At 49.4% G+C, this 17,044-nt stretch carries 12 protein-coding genes; all 12 read left to right on the top strand.

Going from position 1 to position 17,044, the window contains the following annotated elements:
* The first annotated feature begins 136 nt into the window (after positions 1-136).
* A complete protein-coding gene (locus tag P1P89_02215; protein ID MDF1590304.1) occupies positions 137-685 on the top strand; it encodes a hypothetical protein in 549 nt (182 codons plus the stop codon).
* Between the two features lie 357 nt (positions 686-1,042).
* Positions 1,043-1,888 (top strand): response regulator, encoded by an 846-nt coding sequence (locus tag P1P89_02210; protein MDF1590303.1) that lies wholly within the window; start codon positions 1,043-1,045, stop codon positions 1,886-1,888.
* 281 nt (positions 1,889-2,169) lie between these two features.
* Positions 2,170-3,849: an ATP-binding protein gene (locus P1P89_02205; protein MDF1590302.1), complete on the top strand. Its 1,680-nt coding sequence runs from the start codon at positions 2,170-2,172 to the stop codon at positions 3,847-3,849.
* A 411-nt stretch (positions 3,850-4,260) separates the two neighbouring features.
* Positions 4,261-5,649 carry a hypothetical protein gene (locus tag P1P89_02200; protein MDF1590301.1) on the top strand — a complete coding sequence of 463 codons (1,389 nt, stop codon included), beginning with the start codon at positions 4,261-4,263 and terminating at the stop codon, positions 5,647-5,649.
* Positions 5,627-6,679: a histone deacetylase gene (locus P1P89_02195; GenBank protein ID MDF1590300.1), complete on the top strand. Its 1,053-nt coding sequence runs from the start codon at positions 5,627-5,629 to the stop codon at positions 6,677-6,679. The genes P1P89_02200 and P1P89_02195 overlap by 23 nt, the downstream gene beginning before the upstream one ends.
* Positions 6,680-6,960: 281 nt before the next feature.
* Positions 6,961-8,997 (top strand): AsmA family protein, encoded by a 2,037-nt coding sequence (locus tag P1P89_02190; protein ID MDF1590299.1) that lies wholly within the window; start codon positions 6,961-6,963, stop codon positions 8,995-8,997.
* A gap of 125 nt (positions 8,998-9,122) precedes the next feature.
* Positions 9,123-10,859, top strand: a complete 1,737-nt coding sequence (locus tag P1P89_02185) for an FHA domain-containing protein (GenBank protein ID MDF1590298.1) — start codon at positions 9,123-9,125, stop codon at positions 10,857-10,859.
* 405 nt (positions 10,860-11,264) lie between these two features.
* A complete protein-coding gene (locus tag P1P89_02180) occupies positions 11,265-13,067 on the top strand; it encodes an ATP-binding protein (GenBank protein MDF1590297.1) in 1,803 nt (600 codons plus the stop codon).
* A 13-nt stretch (positions 13,068-13,080) separates the two neighbouring features.
* A complete protein-coding gene (locus P1P89_02175; protein MDF1590296.1) occupies positions 13,081-13,500 on the top strand; it encodes a response regulator in 420 nt (139 codons plus the stop codon).
* Between the two features lie 133 nt (positions 13,501-13,633).
* Complete coding sequence (locus P1P89_02170) at positions 13,634-14,101, top strand: response regulator (protein ID MDF1590295.1); 468 nt, start codon at positions 13,634-13,636, stop codon at positions 14,099-14,101.
* 515 nt (positions 14,102-14,616) lie between these two features.
* Positions 14,617-16,368: an ATP-binding protein gene (locus tag P1P89_02165; GenBank protein ID MDF1590294.1), complete on the top strand. Its 1,752-nt coding sequence runs from the start codon at positions 14,617-14,619 to the stop codon at positions 16,366-16,368.
* A 79-nt stretch (positions 16,369-16,447) separates the two neighbouring features.
* Positions 16,448-16,906, top strand: coding sequence for a response regulator (locus P1P89_02160; GenBank protein ID MDF1590293.1), 459 nt, complete (start codon positions 16,448-16,450; stop codon positions 16,904-16,906).
* The last annotated feature ends 138 nt before the right edge of the window (positions 16,907-17,044 follow it).

Raw genomic sequence — 17,044 nt, 5'->3', positions numbered from 1 at the left:
GGATCATCGGCAAAGGGACTTGTTGGCGGGTTAACTTCAACAAACAACCGGTGGGCCGGCCTGCAAATATGGGGCCGGCCTACCCAACCCTTTAGTACTGTATGGGGAAAGATCTCATTGACAAAATGGAGTCAAGATGTATAGTAGCGTAATGAAAAGTTCACAATTTTACAATCATGAATCCCCCTTCAAACGCTGGTGGAACAGCCGCAGCTTTATCCAGCAGCGTCTGATCCGGTTCTGCTTTTCCATGCTGGTCATGGTCGTCTGCTTTCCGCTTTATTATCTGGGGCTGTTCGGAGGCGTAGAAGGGCCGTTGAACCCGGCCCGCATCGGCGAACAACTGGCCGGCATGGGGGTTACCCGCACCCATTCCATGCTGCTGTTCCTCTCACTTTTAATCATCGCCGTATCCTGGAACTGGATTTACAACCTGGTCAGCTTGCTGATTGGCGCCCGCCTGACCTGCAAGCGCTCGCTGTCGGACGACGCCGTTTGCGGCGCGCCGGTCAAGCGCAGCAAAATCATCAACAAAAAGACCGGCCGGAAAGTTCCGCAATACATCTGCACTAAAGGGCATAAACGGCCCGATGCCCACTTTCATCCGGTGCGCAAGGGCACCGTCAGTCATAGCATATGGGTTATTTCGCTGGCATTCTGCATCATTGTATTTTTTATGTCATGAAAAAACCGGAAGTAACAAGTCAAAACGCGACTGCCTGCCACAGTCGGCCTCCATGCCGCTCCCTTCTTTCATACGTCTCTGTGAATGCCGGTTTTTTTGTCCTCTGATGCATCAACGCTGCCGCAAAGCAGGGTCTCGAAAAATAGTATGAGAAACTTGATGAATTCGTAAAAAGTCGTATATGCTCTTTTGGCGTCATTCCCGCGAAGGCGGGAATCCAGTGATTCAAAATGGTTCTGGATGCCTGCCTTCGCAGGCATGACGGGAATTAGGACCTTTTACGAATGTGTCAAACTTAATAACCACATTGAAACCGCCGGAATTTCATGCTAAACAATACGAAAAAGGAGCCGTGCCGTGGACAAAAGACCTCACGTCCTGATCGTTGATGACGAAAAGCGCCTTGCCCAGGGCATCGCCAAACTCTTGAACTCAAGAGGAATAGAGGCCCTTGCCGTGTTCAGCGGACGGCAGGCCCTGGAAGCCATCAAAACCGGCAACGAGTTTGACGTGGTGGTTCTGGATGTCAAAATGCCGGGGATGACCGGCATCGACTCTCTCGTGGAAATCAAAAAATTGGCGCCCGGGACCGAAGTCATTATGCTCACCGGCCATGCCTCCCTTGATTCCGGCACCCAGGCCATGCGCTGCGGCGCCTATGACTACCTGATGAAGCCCTGCGACATCGAAAACCTGGTCGAAAAAATCAACGAGGCCTACGAAGTTGAAAGTATCAAACGCCGGCCGGTCCTCTGGCAGCGCAACCTGGTCAAAGATCTTACGCTGTATTCTTTTAAAAAACTGAAACTGGATGACCCCTTAAAAGAAGCCCTGGATATATTCAGCCGCGAAACCAGAAATATGGTGGTGGAAGAGGTATACATTCAGGATCGCGATAATCGATTTCGAGGAACCGTCACCAAACGCGACCTGATTGTCGCGACTGAGGAGGCCCATCCGGGTCGCTCATTTACCTGGCCGGACCTGATGAACAATCCCGATCTGCTTCCTCAAAAACCACTCAAAAGTGTGATGCATACGGTTCCGCCCTTGACCACCACCCCTGACGAACCCCTCACCGATGTGGCCCATCGCATGCTCCAGGATAACGTGCGCTGTATGCCGGTTATTGAAATGGGCAAGGTCATCGGTATCGTCAGACTGCAGGATATTTTCCGGTTTGTGGACCATGAAACAGAGTAAATCAGGAGCCGGGGGTCAGGGGTCGGGGGTCGGAAATGAAGAACAAGTAGGCAATGGACAGTAAGCAGTAGGCAGAAGGCAGATGCTATGGGGCGATTTTAGTGACAAGTTACAGGTGACGAGTGATAAGGCCGAACAGGAGTCGTGGGGATTGGCACATAAAAGGTCAAACCACTTTACCCTGAACCCCGACCCCTGACACCTGAGCCCTCGAATCCTGGACCCCTTTCTTCAGCATCCTCGCCTTCCGGAAAGACAAGATATTCACGCAGGAGATTCTTATGACCCAAGTCGCCGACAAAACATTTTCTTCTCAACAATCGGATTTTCCCTACTTTCGTCGCATATGGAAAAATGTGGTGACGGCCCTGCTGGCGACCTCATTCATCCCCCTGATCGTCATCGGCGGCGGGATGTACCACTACACCTCAACCGTTTTGAGAGAGAAAACCCTGGAAGCGCTGCGCACGGAAGTAACCCATCACAAAAACACGATTGACCGCTTTCTGGCGGAACGCATCATGGATCTGAAACTGCTGTCTAAAAATCTGAGTCCGGAATATCTTGTGCAGCCGGGCGCACTTGAATCCGTTTTTGAGTCCCTGCAAAAAGAACTCCCCTGCTTTCAGGACCTGGGCGTCATCGACGACCAGGGCCGGCATCTCGCCTATGTGGGCCCTTATGAACTCATGTCCAAAAACTACAAGAACACCTTCTGGTTCAAGGCGCTGGAGCGTGACCCCGTATACATCAGCGATGTGTTTTTGGGGTTCAGGAATATCCCTCATTTTGTCATGGCGGTAAAGCAGCAGCGGGGCGACGGGTTCTGGATTCTGCGCGCCACCGTTGATTCGGCTTTCTTCAACGATGTTGTGGCCGAAATCAATCAAACCCAAAAAGGAGACGCTTTTCTGATAAACACAAACGGCATTTTTCAAACAGTCCCCAAACAGGCCGGCCGGCTGATGGGGCCTTCCGATTTTACAAAAATAGAACCCTACCGGGGCCTCCGCCAGCGGGAACAAAACGGTCTGATCAAGGTCATGGTGTGGCTTGAAAAAGTTCCCTGGCTGTGTGTCGTTCAGGTTGAAAAGGAAAAAGTTTTTGCAGACCTTCACCGTATTCGTAATATCGGGATATTCGTGTTTATTCTGGGAAGTATCCTGATTGTGTTCACGGTGCTTCTCACCACCAGCAATCTGATCTCGCGCCTTGAATTCAAACGAAAGAACATCCGGGCGCTGGATCAACGGCTCCAGCATGCCGGCATGCTGGCATCTTCCATGCGCCTGGCTTCAGGTTTATTACTCAACATCAAAGATATGCTGGGAAACATCGATATGGTGGCGCGCTGGATCGAAGAGTTGAGGCAGCAGGATTTAACTCGGCCGGAAAACAAGGCAGAAATTAAAAACAGCCTGGATGAATTACAGTCCCAGGTCGCCGAGAGCCGCGAGTCTATAGACAGGTTTCTTGCCACCACCCGACCGGTGGGACCGTTGATCATGGAAATCGATATCAACGAACTACTTAACAGCCTCATTGAACTCTTTGACCGAGAATTTCATTTTAACAAGATCCGGGTGGTCCGGGACTACCAGGAAACCGCTTTACTCATGCGGAGTGACCCGTCCCGCCTCCGGCAGGTATTTCAGAGCCTGATTTTTAACGCGCTGGCCGCAATCCATCGAGACGGTGAAATTATCTTGAAAACCCGTATCGATAAAGACCGTATCCGGGTTACGGTCACAGATGACGGGCCCGGAATTCCAGACGATGATATCGATAAGATTTTCGACCCGCTCTTTACAACCCAGCATGGGGGCTTGGGCTTGGGACTCTCGCTCAGCCGTAACATTATCGAAAAGCTGGGCGGCCGAATATCCGTCAGGAATGAACCCGGCAAAGGAGCATCTTTTATTGTTGAATTGCCGGCACTGTTTAAATCCGTTATGGAATAAGGATCCGGGCATAGAAGATCCGGTTTTGATTTAAGCCCAGAGGACATGATTTGCGCAAATGCCTTTGACAAATTTCGAAATCCGAATATCGAAATTCGAAACAAATTCAAATATCAAATGCCCGAATGACAAAAACAAAATCATATTCGCGATGGCAGGCACTCCAATTGTTTGGATCATTTGGATTTTGGTCCTTCGGTATTGCCTGCCCTGTTAAATATTTTCGGTCTGGCATCTGATAGGTGCTTTCATCCATGAAGGCGTTTTACTAAAAACTTTTTATGAAGCGCCATTTAACAGGGTAAAGATTTCGAGATTCGTGTTTCGAATTTAAATTTTATAAGGCAGAGACATCTTATCACTGACCTGACCCGGAAGACCCAGTTTTCTATACTGGAATAAACCCACATCATGATCAAAAGAGAAACGATAAAGCAGGCCATTGATGAAATCGCCGCCCGAGATCCGGAAATTGGTTATGCCCTGGATGAAATGCTGGGCATGGGCATGATTGATGCTCCCGCTCCCGGCCAGGAGTCAACCCTTGGCGATGATTTCTACTTTTTTTTTGATGGGGAAAAGGCCCGGGTCAGCCGCTTTCTTTACATCAACAAGGGCTCCGTGCCTATCGAAGAGCGCCTGTTGATCAAATATGGTGAACTGTTAAAGACACAGGAATTGCTTGAAAAAGGCACGTCCATGAATTATCTGGAGGCTGCCGGGGAAATGCGCCTGGCCGGTCTCAGGTTATTGCTGAATCACGAAATCGATTATGCCATTGAGCGAATAAAAAAACAGCTGGTCCGACTGGGCGAACCTTTTCAGACAACGGGTGAAGTGCAAGATTTCACAAATAATCCCCTGGAATATATCTATTCAGGTAAAACTGTAGCTGAACAAAAAAGACGTCTGATTTTTTTTCTAAACGCTCTGAAACAGGACCGGCAGTTGCCAAAAATATCCAAAAACGAAACCGATCCTGCCGTCTTATATCATGGAACCGTCGCTGCGGACATACCGGCTTTTTTTGTACGGTTTCCCTTCTGTCCGGAAAGTTTTTTACAGATTGCCGACATCAATATTGAATTTTTTCATGTCCGCTTTTTTTTAAACCGCCTGATCCAGAATCAATGGCGGCATCTTTATGCCTGCGTGGTGAAAAACAAAATTGTCGGGTTGCTTTATCTTACGTTTAAAGAACAATTTTTCCACAAAAATCTTGAAATCAAGTTTATTGCAACGGCCAGAGCGACTTCGGTAGATGAGATAACGAAAGCAACTCCTTCCATCAGGGGGGTCGGAACGTTTCTGGTTGCCGGCGCTTGGCTTCAATGGAAGACCCGACTGGCCGAAGCCAGAGAGATATTACTGGACTCTGAAATCGGCGCCCGCCGCTTTTATGACGCCATGGGGTTTGTTTCCCGGGGCATGTCCGAATTCATACTGGGAACCCCGCGCGGCTACCTGCTGAACGCCATCGTGATGCTGGCAAACAGCTCCCCGAATATGGACCCGCAAATTTACCGCGAAATCGGAAAGATTCTGCAAAAACAGGTTAAGTCTCTGCGCAGACGCCCAAAAACCGAAAAAGACACGTCCGAAAGAAGCGCTATCATTGAAGCTGCCGGCGAGTTCCTGAAAGTTGAAGCGGCGACCGAATCGGGTGAGGAACTGCTGCGCCTCTTCCACAAATATCGCAAAAAAATACCCGAATCCGACGAATTTCTCCGGATCTATTCCGCCGAGCGAACCCAGGAAAGGGAGGAAAACACGGAACGTGCAGCCGGTTCTCATCACTAAAGACGGGCGCTTTGTAGAGCACCTGGAAAAAATGCCGCATCCGGAAAGCAGTCGGCGGATCAAGGCGACCTATTCTCTTCTGGAAGATGAATCCCTGGTGGGAAAATGCAGGGAGGTATCCCCCCGGCCGGCCACCCCTGACCAGATTGCCCTGGTGCACACCTCCGATTACATCCAGCGGATTGCCGGAAGTGCCGGACGTACGCTCACCTCTTTTGATCTGGACACCCAGGCAACCGAAAAATCATACGACACCGCCTGTCTGGGCGTCGGCGCAGTTTTCAGTCTGCTGGATGAAATTCTGGCCGGAAATGCCAAACGCGGATTTGCCTTTGTGCGCCCCCCCGGCCACCATGCCGAACCGGAAAAGGCCATGGGTTTCTGCCTGTTCAACAATATCGCCGTGGGCGCCCGCTATCTGAAAGAAAACCACGGCATCAAAAAAGTCATGATCGTCGATATCGACGCCCATCACGGCAACGGCACCCAGGCGGTATTCTACGACAGCGACGACGTTCTCTTTGTTTCCCTGCATCAGTTTCCCGGTTTTCCCGGCAGCGGCAATTTCGGCGAGGTCGGCCGGGGCCCCGGTGAAGGCTTTACAGTTAACATTCCCCTGGGAAAGGGCGGCGGCGACCGTGATATTGCCCGCATTATCTATTACCTGATCAACCCCCTGGCGCTGGCGTATGGACCCGAGATCATCCTGGTATCCTGCGGCTTTGACCTTTATTTGCGGGACCGGCTGGGCGGCATGCGGGTCACGCCCGAAGGCTACGCCCTAATCACCTTCTTCCTCCTGAACATCGCCGAAAGCGTCTGCAACGGCCGCATCCTCTTTGTGATGGAGGGCGGCTACAGCATGCAAGGGATTAAGGAATGCGGCCTGCGGGTCATGCAGGAGCTGTGCAACATCCCCACTTTGACACCCAACAGCATCGAAAGAGTGGCCGATGCCAACCCCGCCAAGCTGTCATATCTGAAAAAGGTTTTTGAAATTCAGAAAAAATATTGGAGTAATTTAGGTTGATATAAACAATACACAAATAAAATTTTGAAGACCTGTTTTGCAGGTCGGCGGAAATCTCCCCCGGCCGACAAATCAACCGCTTCCTTTACAAATCTGTTTTTTTTTTATATCATTTGCCCGAACATTGCCGCTTCTCCCCAATTCATCCCGGCCGACAATATGCAGGCAATTGCGCTAAGCAAGGGAGGACACCCGGTTTCACCCTAAACTGATGGCCATTTGGACAGAGGTCCCGCGCACAGAGACCTTTTAAAAATGCCCGATTGCGTTAAAGGTGCCCGATGAAAAAAGCTTTTAAATGGGCCCTGCTGGTCTTTGGTGCTTTTACCGTCCTTTTCCTCGCGGCGGTTATCGCCATCGCATTGTTTTTTGATATTCAGGGACTCAAACCTCATATTGAGCGGCAGCTTTTCGAAACAACCGGCCGCCCGGTTACCCTTAGGGGTGACCTGAAGCTCTCTATTTATCCCTGGGTGGGTCTGTCGCTTTCTGATTTGAGCATCGGCAATCCGTCCGGTTTTGAAGAAAAAGATTTTCTAATCCTGAAATCTCTTGAAGTCCGGGTGAAGCTGCTCCCCCTTTTTAGACGGGAAATCCAGATCAAGCATTTCATCGCAACCTCCCCCCGGATCATACTGGTGAAAAATGCCACCGGCCGGTTCAACTGGAGCGACTGGCGTCCATCCAAAGAGAATACCGTACAATCTGTCCAGGGAGAGCAGACAGCTCCCCATAGGACCGCCTTTAGTCCCAAAAATCTTTTCAACAGCAAATTCTGGCCAAGGTCATTTCACGCCGGTACCCTATCCGTCCTGAACGGATCGATTCTATGGATCGACCACCTTCAAAAAAAAGATCGTCAAATCTCAGAAATTGACATTCACATCAAGGATGCTTCGCTCACACGTCCCATAGACATTCGTTTTGCATGCCGGTTGGATTCCTACCCGCTGACGGGCCAAGGCGCCATCGGGCCCCTGGACAGGGCGATCACCGGCGACTCGCTCCCCCTTGATTTGACATTGCGCCTCCTTGATCAACTGGATATGAATTTAACCGGTCGTATCGATCGTATCTGGACAGGCCCCTTTTTTAATTGTGCGATTCAGGTGCAACCTTTTTCTCCGCGACATTTCATGACCGCCATCAAACAGGACTTTCCCTTTGACTTCAAAGACCCCGGCGCCTTCCGGCAACTGGCCCTTAAGGCCGATCTTGGGGGAGTGGTGAGCAATCTCACCCTTGAAAACGGCGCCTTGCAAATGGACGGCACGGCAATGAAGTTTTCATTGTCCCTCCGCCGCCATCCCCGGTTCCAGGTATCCTTCGATGCCGACATGGACACCTTTGATCTGAACCGCTATCTACCCTCTACGGATCGCAAAAAAAATCCGGCCAATCGCGGCAGGATCTTCGCTGACCTGTTGCGACAGCCCGCCATTGCAGGAACACTCCGGATAAAATCCGTCAATATCGGCAAAAACCGTTTGGCCAATATCCATTTAAACGCCGGCGGCAGCATGGGAAATTATACACTTCGGTTTATTAAAATGGACCTGATGAAAGGAAAAGGAAGCGGCACATTCAGATTCAATTTAAACAAGGCCAAGCCCGCCTTCAAGCTGAAGGGTCTCTTGAAAGGTTTTGAGTCCGACCTGCTGGCGACATCACTCCAACAACAAAAACGCATCAAAGGGCCCATGGACATATCGGCGGATATCACAACGAGCGGGATGACGTTGCCGGAGTGGTCTCGGAATCTGAATGGAACCGTTGCAGTTAAAGCCAACCGGTTGTCCCTCTCCGGACTCGATATCGATGCCATATTAAAAAAATATGAAGAAACCCAGAATTTCGGGCTGATCGGCATCGGCAGTTTTTTTATTATCGGCCCGTTCGGGCCCTTGCTGGCCGCAGCCTATGAAAATGTGGACGCGGCCCTGGCCGTTGGAACCATCGGAGAGGGAGAAAGTCTGATAAAGACATTGATATCGGACTGGCAGATTCAAAACGGAATTGCATCTGCCCGGGATGTTGCCTTTTCTACCGCACAAAACAGAGTTGCCGTAAGCGGTAAAATAAACATTGCCGCCCAGAAATTTAACAATTTAACATTTGCATCGATAGATACAGACGGCTGCATGAAGTTCAGCCAGACCATCCATGGTCCGTTTCATCAGCCCCAAATCGAGAAATCAGATTTTGTAACCAAACACATTTTCGGGCCGTTCCAGTCACTCTACCGGAAAACCCGAAAGCTGGCCGGCGGCGGGTGTGAGCCGTTTTACAGCGGGAGGGTTCCACACCCGGACCGCTAACTCGGTATTTCATGAAAATTTTTAGACTATTTTAAAAAGATCATAATAATTTCCGGGCGAAGGCCTTCCAGTGTTTGACCAAAACCTCGATCTGCCTTATGATGGAGATGAAGGAGCCAGATACCATGAAATATTTGATCCGGTTTTCATTGATGTTGCTATGTTTGTCACCCTTTTATTTTACGGGCCCTGCAGGTGCGCAAGCCACCCCTGCCCCCAAACCGGGAATCGCGAACAGGTTAGACATCATGCTGGTACTGGACAATTCCGGCAGTATGATGAAAAATGATCCTAAGTTTCTGACCCCGGAGGTGGTGACGAACTTTTTAGGCGGCCTTGCTGAAGGGGCCACCCTTGGCATGATCATATTCGACCAGGAGGCACGCCTGCTGGAACCCATCAAGGCGCTGACAAATTCAGTGGAAAAAGCCAAGTTTCTGAAAAGCCTTGAACGGGTCAACTACAAAGGGCGTTATTCCGACAGTCCGGCGGCCATTGAACGGGCGCTGTATGAATTGAAAACCAATGGCCGTCCGGATGCCGCCCGCATTATCATTCTGCTCACGGACGGCATTGTGGACACCGGAGACCCTGCCAAAGACCTGGAAAAGGAACGATGGCTCAAAGAAGACCTGACCCTTGAATGTAAAAAAGAAAAAATCCGTATTTTCGGCATTGCCTTTACCGACAAAGCTGATTTCAGCCTGATTCAGACCTTGGCGTTTAAGACCGGCGGCGAGTATTACCGGACTTTTCAGGCTTCAGAAATTCAAGGTGTCTTTACAAAAATCAACGACGCCATCAGCAAGCCGATGCCCCAACCGGCTTCGGCGCCTGTAGCCGCACCGCCCGAAATTCCCACGGCTGAGCCGGTGGCTGCGGAGGCGGCGGGAACATCACCAAGGCCGGCTGAAGCGCTCTCCCCAAAAGCGGAACCGGCCCCTGTCCCCCCCAAGGCGGAAAACCGGATTTTTGCTTATATCCTGGCAGGGGCGGCCTTATTCCTGGGCGCCGTCATTTTTGTGATCGTCCTGGCCAGAAGATCAAAAACAACTTCGCCGGCTGACCTGTTAAGCGGCCTTAGCGGCCACGCCCTGAAGAAGAAAGCATTCATGCCCCGGGCCGAACTGATTGACGTCAAAAACATCACTTCCCAGGAAACAATTAAAATCGACAAAAAGATTTTTACCATCGGCCGGGATGCCAAAAATGCCGTTACCATTTCAAAAGACACGGTTTCGAGCTTTCATGCCGCCATCGAATACCGCGACGGCTTTTTTTACCTGGAAGATCAGCGCAGCAAGAATAAAACCTTCTTAAACGGCAAGGAAGTTTCGCCCCACAATCCCCTAAAGCTGAAAAGCGGTGACGTCATTTCTTTCAACATATTCAAATTCATATTCCTGCTGCCGGATCTGATTCCGGCCGGCAAAACCGTCATGGACTTCGGCGGAGAATCCGAATTGACCCGGACCCGGGACCTCACTGAAAAAATCCCCGCTTCCCCCGGGAAAGATTCCGGCCTGCCCCAGGCCATGCTCATCGACATTAAAAATGTTACCGGCCGGAAAACCATCATGCTGGATAAAACAATCACCTCCATCGGCCGGGGCGTCCACAATGACGTGGATATACCCAAGACATCCATCTCCGGTTCCCATGCGACCATTGAATACAAAAACGGCAACTTTTTCCTGGAAGACCAGCGCAGCAAAAACACCACCCGCCTGAACGGCACGGCCGTCGAACCTTTTTCTCCCCAGAAGATCAAAAGCGGTGATGAAATCACCTTCGACATTCATAAATTCATTTTTCTGCTGGAACATCAGACCCCCACCGGTGATACGGAAGAAAGTTTATAACTGGAAAGTATTTCATTCGCCGCTGTCACCCTCCGGGTTACATTTTCAACACCCCTTCCCTTGTCAAAATCCAAACCACTTTAACCGAATGATTTATCTGACGATTATCAGCCCTTTTTAGGGATTATCTGCCAAACAAAGGTGACACATTCGTAAAAAGTCCCAAATCCCGTCATGCCTGTGTAGGCAGGCATCCAGCCACGCTTTAGCGTGGTGAAATCACTTGATTCCCGCCTTCGCGGGAATGACGAAAAAGGCGCATTATCGACTTTTTACGGGACCATCAAAGATAAATTTTCCACCGTGTTTTAAGGTCCTTTTTCAAATCTGATTCTGGCACAATTTTTGAATACTATTTGGGTATATCGTTCCGAAAATTTACAACCCGGTCAATGAGGGACCAGAATGAGAAACGGATTTCAAGCGACGGACAACAGCCAGCCAAACGGCAGCGAAAAGCAAAGGAAAACACACTATTCCAGGCTGTTTCGAAGGTTTATTTTACTGACCATCGTCTGTTCGCTGATTCCGCTGCTGCTGGTGGGCTGGGGCATCAACATCCATTATACCCGCTTTTCCAATGAACGCATGATCAATGCGTTTCAAATCCAGGTCGAATATCATCGTAAAATCATCGAATTGTTTTTAAAGAAGCACAGTTCCAAACTTCACCTGATCGCCCAGTCCCATCCAAAGGACTATCTGCTCAGCGGGTCCAACCTCAATAATATTTTCGAAATATTAAACCGGGAGTACCGCTCCTTTACCGACCTGGGCATTATCGGCGCCGACGGTTACCACTTGAAGTATATCGGTCCTTACGACCTCATGCCTAACAACTATGCCGATACGTTCTGGTTCAAGGAAGTGATGGAAAAAGACCTTTTTATCAGCGATATGTTTATGGGTTTCAGAAAAGTGCCGCATTTTATTATCGCCGTTACCCGGCTTGAAAAGGGGGAAAAGTGGATTCTCAGGGCCACCATCGAAACGGAAGTATTCCGCTCCCTGGTTGAAAACGTCCGGATCGGCAATACCGGTGAAGTCTATCTCTTAAACACGAAGGGTATTTTCCAGACCAGCCCCCGATTCAGCGGAAAGATCATGGACAAGGCCCCCACGCCCATAGAAAGCTTTCGAGAAGGAATCAATGTCCGCATCATTGAAAAACATACCGACCACCACGGCAAAAAATACCCGCGCCAGATATACAGTCAAACCTGGTTGAAGGACCCGCCCTGGCTGCTGGTGGTGAAACAAAATTATGACGAGGCCTTCAGCGAAGTCAACCATGCCAATTATGCCACCTTGATATTACTGCACCTGAGCGCCCTCATCATTTTAATCGTTGCGGTTTTTATCACCCGGCACATGATAAGCGTCATCAAAAACCGGGATGATGAAGCCGACAAATTGAACCGGCAGCTCCTGCAAACCAGCAAGCTGGCATCCATTGGAGAGCTTTCAGCCGGTGTCGCTCACGAAATTAATAATCCCCTGGCCATTATTTTAACGGAAAAACAAATCCTGCTGGACATGACGAACGACACCGCCGCCACCACGCCGGAGATCAAAGGGCAGTTGTCGGAATCCCTGGAACAGATCGATGTTCAAATCAAGCGCTGCAAACGTATTACCCATGGTTTGTTACGGTTTTCCCGTCGCACCCAGTCGGTCATTGAAACCATCAACACCAATCAGTTTATAAGTGAAGTGATTGAACTGCTGGAGCGGGAAGCCGGGTCCGGCGGCATCAAATTTTTTACAGATTTTGAGGAAAACCTTCCCAACATTCTGTCGGACCCCTCCCAGCTTCAACAGGTGATGTTAAACCTGATAACCAACTCCATCGATGCCCATGACGATAAGGCCTACGGCAGCATTCATGTTCGTACCCGCTCGAATAATCAACAGGGCGTGGAAATAGTTGTAGCCGATACCGGGATGGGGATTTCTCCTGAAAACATGGATAAGATATTCGATCCGTTTTTTACGACCAAACCGGTGGGAAAAGGAACCGGCCTGGGGCTTTCCATCTGTTACAGCACGATTAAAAATTTAGGCGGGGATATTTCCGTTTGGAGTGAAGTCGGCAAAGGCTCTGAATTCAAAGTTTTCCTGCCTTTCAGTCCGCCGCCGCATTTACTGGAGGGCACGGCCGACAACCCGAAAGACTATCAAATGGATATTGCGACTGTTTCATCTTAAGGAGGAACTGTATATGCAAAAAGGAAAAATCTTACTGGTCGATGATGAAGTCGCCTTTACCACCTCCATGGCGAAACTGCTGCGGGCAAAGGGCTATCAGGTGACGACGGCCGGCACCGGCAAAGAGGCAATTGGTTTTCTTGAAGCTGAAAATTTCGACGTGGTCGTGCTGGATTTAAAAATGCCGGGCATGGACGGCATGGCGACCCTTATAGAAATAAAAAAACTGAAATTGCATACCGAAACCCTGATCCTGACCGGCCACGGATCCATTGATTTGGCCCTGGAATCTTTTAACCTGGGGGCTTACGACTTCCTGACCAAACCCTGCGCCCTGAATGATTTGCTCAATAAAATTGAAGGCGCCGGGAAAAAAAAGGATGTGACCGAGAAAAGAGATTTATTAGACGGGATGATTCGAATCAAGGGGTGATAGACTGGTCGGAATTCACCCGGAAACTAATTTATCCCGTCTGGACAGTAGATAATACCGAGATGAGACTCAAGGATATTTGTCGGCAGACAATTTTTGAATGCAGTTTGCATTACATTAAGGAGGAGATATTATGAAGGGAGCTAAAATTTTACTGGTAGATGATGAGGTCGTATTTACGGATAACGTCACAAAATTGCTGACAAGCAGGGGATACCGCGCCTCTGCCGTCAACAGCGGGGACAGCGCCATTCGTCTCCTTGAAAAAGAAAACTTCGATGTGATTGTGCTGGACCTGAAAATGCCGGGCATGGACGGCCTCGCCACTTTAAAGGAAATCAAAAAAATAGGCCTGTTTACCGAAACCCTGATCCTGACCGGCCACGGGTCGATTGATTCGGCCCTGGAAGCAATCAAGCTGGGGGCGTACGATTACCTGACCAAACCGTGTGAAATTGACGAGTTGGTGGCTAAAATCGAAGGGGCTTGGGAAAAGAAAGACGACCAGGAAAAAAAAGATATCGAAGAAAAAATCCACAAACTGGTGGAATCGCCTGCGTCTGCTTTTGACCTGTTTCCCAAAAACAAAAAGAAACGCTAAAAGTTTCGCTCCGGCGAATGTTGACACATTCGTAAAAAGTCCTAAATCCCGTCATGCCTGCGAAAGCAGGCATCCAGCCACGCTTTAGCATGGTGAAATCACTGGATTCCCGCCGCAGTTTATCCCGCACTTAATGCGGGGCGGAAATGACGATAAAAGCGTATTTTCGACTTTTTACGAGACCATCAATGTTGGCAAGGCCAATTGTTTTCTTTTCCGCAAACGACTTTACAAGCTGTAAAAAATACCGACACCCGCAAGGGATATCCGATTCAGGGCTTCCTGGTTTTTATATGTTTCTATAATTATTTTAAATGGTTATCTGGCAATATGCCGTCTTTTCATTTTGGCATAGAGATTGCTTTTTATGGGGACGGGATCGTTGAAAGCCTTCACGAAACACTTAACATATGAGACCATTGAAAAATGCACAATTTCGTTCAAGTTCAAGGAAGGCGATCCCGCCTCGGCGGGATTAACCACAGGAATACATGGAGTATTTCGAGGATGAAAATTTGAGTCTGACGCAGAAATTGAGCGAAAGGGGGTGTTTTGCAAAGGTCTCAACAGGCAACCACTTGAAGCCTAACCACTACAGCACCATTCGAAAGATCATTCTCATTAGTATGATCCTGGTGCCCTTTATTCCCTTTATTTTAGTTTTGATCACCGGTTATTATTATTTTGCAACCGCTTTGGAAACCAGCAAGATTGCCAGCATGAAGCGGATTGTCAACGATCATCGCCAGATGATCGAGTCCTTTCTGAATGAGCGCAGGGCCGATCTGGAATTTGTGCAAAACGCATACCCGTTTGAAGAATTAGGCCGGCCGCAAACCCTGGCCAGGGTTTTCCAACTGCTCCAAAACAAATCCAATGCGTTTCAGGATCTGGGGATTTTTGACGAATCCGGTGTTCACGTCGCCTATCATGGACCTTATGAATTAAAAGGAAAAATGTATCGCCACACCGAGTGGTTCCAAAACGTCATCAGACACAACTATTATATCAGTGATATTTTTTTGGGATACCGCCAGGTTCCCCATTTTATTATTGCCGTTGTACGTAAGGAAAACAACCGCAAATGGGTCATCCGGGCCACCATCGACACCCTGATGTTCAATGATCTGGTAAAAAAAATACGCATCGGCGCCACCGGCGAAGCTTACATATTGAACGTCGACGGTATCCTGCAGACGGACCGGCGTTCCGGCGGGCATCTGATGGAGCAGGACAGCGGGCACCGGCCCCACCTTGTCTATCATGAAGATATCAGAATTTTCATCGATAAGGACGCTGCGAAACATAATTTCCTGTACGCCACCACCTGGCTGAAAAACTGGCAATGGCAGCTCGTGGTCCGGCAGGAAAAGGCGGACGTCTTTAAAGCACTCAGGACTGCTACCTACCTGATTGTTATTATTTCCGTTGTCGGGGGTGTCCTTATCATCGGGGTGGCATTTTTTCTGACGGATCGAATTGTCAGACGAATGCAGCAGTTGGATGCTGAAAAGGACCAGTTAAGCGAACAGCTCATTCGGGCCAGCCGCCTGGCCGAGCTGGGTGAAATGGCGGCCGGTTTTGCCCATGAAATCAATAACCCGCTTCAGATCATCAAAAATGAGCAAACCCTGATTGAAATGCTGACGGCTGAATTAAAACAAAAAGGCGAGCTGAAAGAATCCGAAAATCTGATTGAAATTGAAGATTCCTTTAAGCAGATTAATCTTCAGATATCGCGCTGTGCTGAAATTACCCAGGCGATTCTCAAGTTCGGCCGAAAAACCGAAGCAGCTTGGCAGGATATCGAGCTGAACAGTTTCATACCCGAAATTACCGCCATGGTAGCCAAAAAAGCGAGCGTCAACGGCATTGCCATCAGGCAGCACATTCCGGATGCCCCCCTCTGTGTTCATGCCGACCCTACCCAACTGCAACAGGTCTTTCTGAATCTTTTCAACAATGCCATCGATGCCGTCATAGAGCGGCATAAAGGCAATGGCGGCGAAATATCGGTAGAGACGGTTGCGACGGATAACAGCCGTGTCAGCATCCGGATCCATGACAATGGCTGCGGGATCAGCCCTGAAAATTTAAAGAAAATATTCTCTCCTTTTTTTACAACCAAACCGGTGGGCAAAGGAACGGGCCTGGGGCTTTCGGTTTGTTTCGGCATCATCAACAACCTGGGCGGATCCATGCAAGTCAGCAGCGATCTGGAGAGCGGAACAACCTTTACGTTAAGCCTCCCCGCAGGCAAGTCATAGCGGGTTTGGAGAAATCAGGCTTCATAAGCCTGGGACTGTTTTTGTTTAATGGAAATAATTCTTATCCGGGAGTAAAAAAATGGAAAAAATGAAAATGATGCTGGTGGACGACGAAGAACGGTTCCTCGTCACCACCAGGAAGTTACTTACAAAAAAAGACATTGAGGTCGTTACGGCGACAAGCGGCAAGGATGCGCTTGAAATTTTGCGGCAAAAAAATATTCATGTGGTTATCCTGGATGTTAAAATGCCCGGCATGGACGGCATTGCCACGCTAAAGGAAATTAAAAGCCGTTTTCCATTGGTTGAGGTCATTATGCTGACCGGTCATGCCACGGTAGAATCCGCCATTGAAGGGCTAAAATCAGGGGCCACGGATTATCTGATGAAGCCCACCGGCATTGATGAACTCATCGGCCGGGCCGAGGAGGCATTTCAAAAACGGCAACGGCTGGAAGAAAAAATCCGGATGGCCCAGACGCGGAAGTTCATGAAGTCTCCCCGGGATATTCTCCGGGAGGCGGAAAAGCCCGAATAGGGACCGGGGGTCAGGGATCGGGTTTCAGGGGTCGGGGATGAAGAGCAAGTAAGCAGTAGGCAGTAGGCAGTAGGCAGTAGGCAGTAGGCAGTAGGCAGTAGGCAGTAGGCAGTAGGCAGTAGGCAGTAGGCAGTAGGC

Source organism: Desulfobacterales bacterium, from assembly GCA_029211065.1.
Lineage (GTDB): Bacteria > Desulfobacterota > Desulfobacteria > Desulfobacterales > JARGFK01 > JARGFK01.
The sequence above is the reverse complement of the archived record's forward strand: the minus strand, read 5'-3'. Positions and strand labels throughout refer to the sequence as shown.

Bases quoted from the DNA above. Each gene is read 5' to 3' on its own strand.
- P1P89_02215 (MDF1590304.1), top strand. From the start codon at position 137: ATGTATAGTAGCGTAATGAAAAGTTCACAATTTTACAATCATGAATCC.
- P1P89_02205 (MDF1590302.1), top strand. From the start codon at position 2,170: ATGACCCAAGTCGCCGACAAAACATTTTCTTCTCAACAATCGGATTTT.
- P1P89_02200 (MDF1590301.1), top strand. From the start codon at position 4,261: ATGATCAAAAGAGAAACGATAAAGCAGGCCATTGATGAAATCGCCGCC.
- P1P89_02190 (MDF1590299.1), top strand. From the start codon at position 6,961: ATGAAAAAAGCTTTTAAATGGGCCCTGCTGGTCTTTGGTGCTTTTACC.
- P1P89_02185 (MDF1590298.1), top strand. From the start codon at position 9,123: ATGAAATATTTGATCCGGTTTTCATTGATGTTGCTATGTTTGTCACCC.
- P1P89_02180 (MDF1590297.1), top strand. From the start codon at position 11,265: ATGAGAAACGGATTTCAAGCGACGGACAACAGCCAGCCAAACGGCAGC.
- P1P89_02175 (MDF1590296.1), top strand. From the start codon at position 13,081: ATGCAAAAAGGAAAAATCTTACTGGTCGATGATGAAGTCGCCTTTACC.
- P1P89_02170 (MDF1590295.1), top strand. From the start codon at position 13,634: ATGAAGGGAGCTAAAATTTTACTGGTAGATGATGAGGTCGTATTTACG.
- P1P89_02160 (MDF1590293.1), top strand. From the start codon at position 16,448: ATGGAAAAAATGAAAATGATGCTGGTGGACGACGAAGAACGGTTCCTC.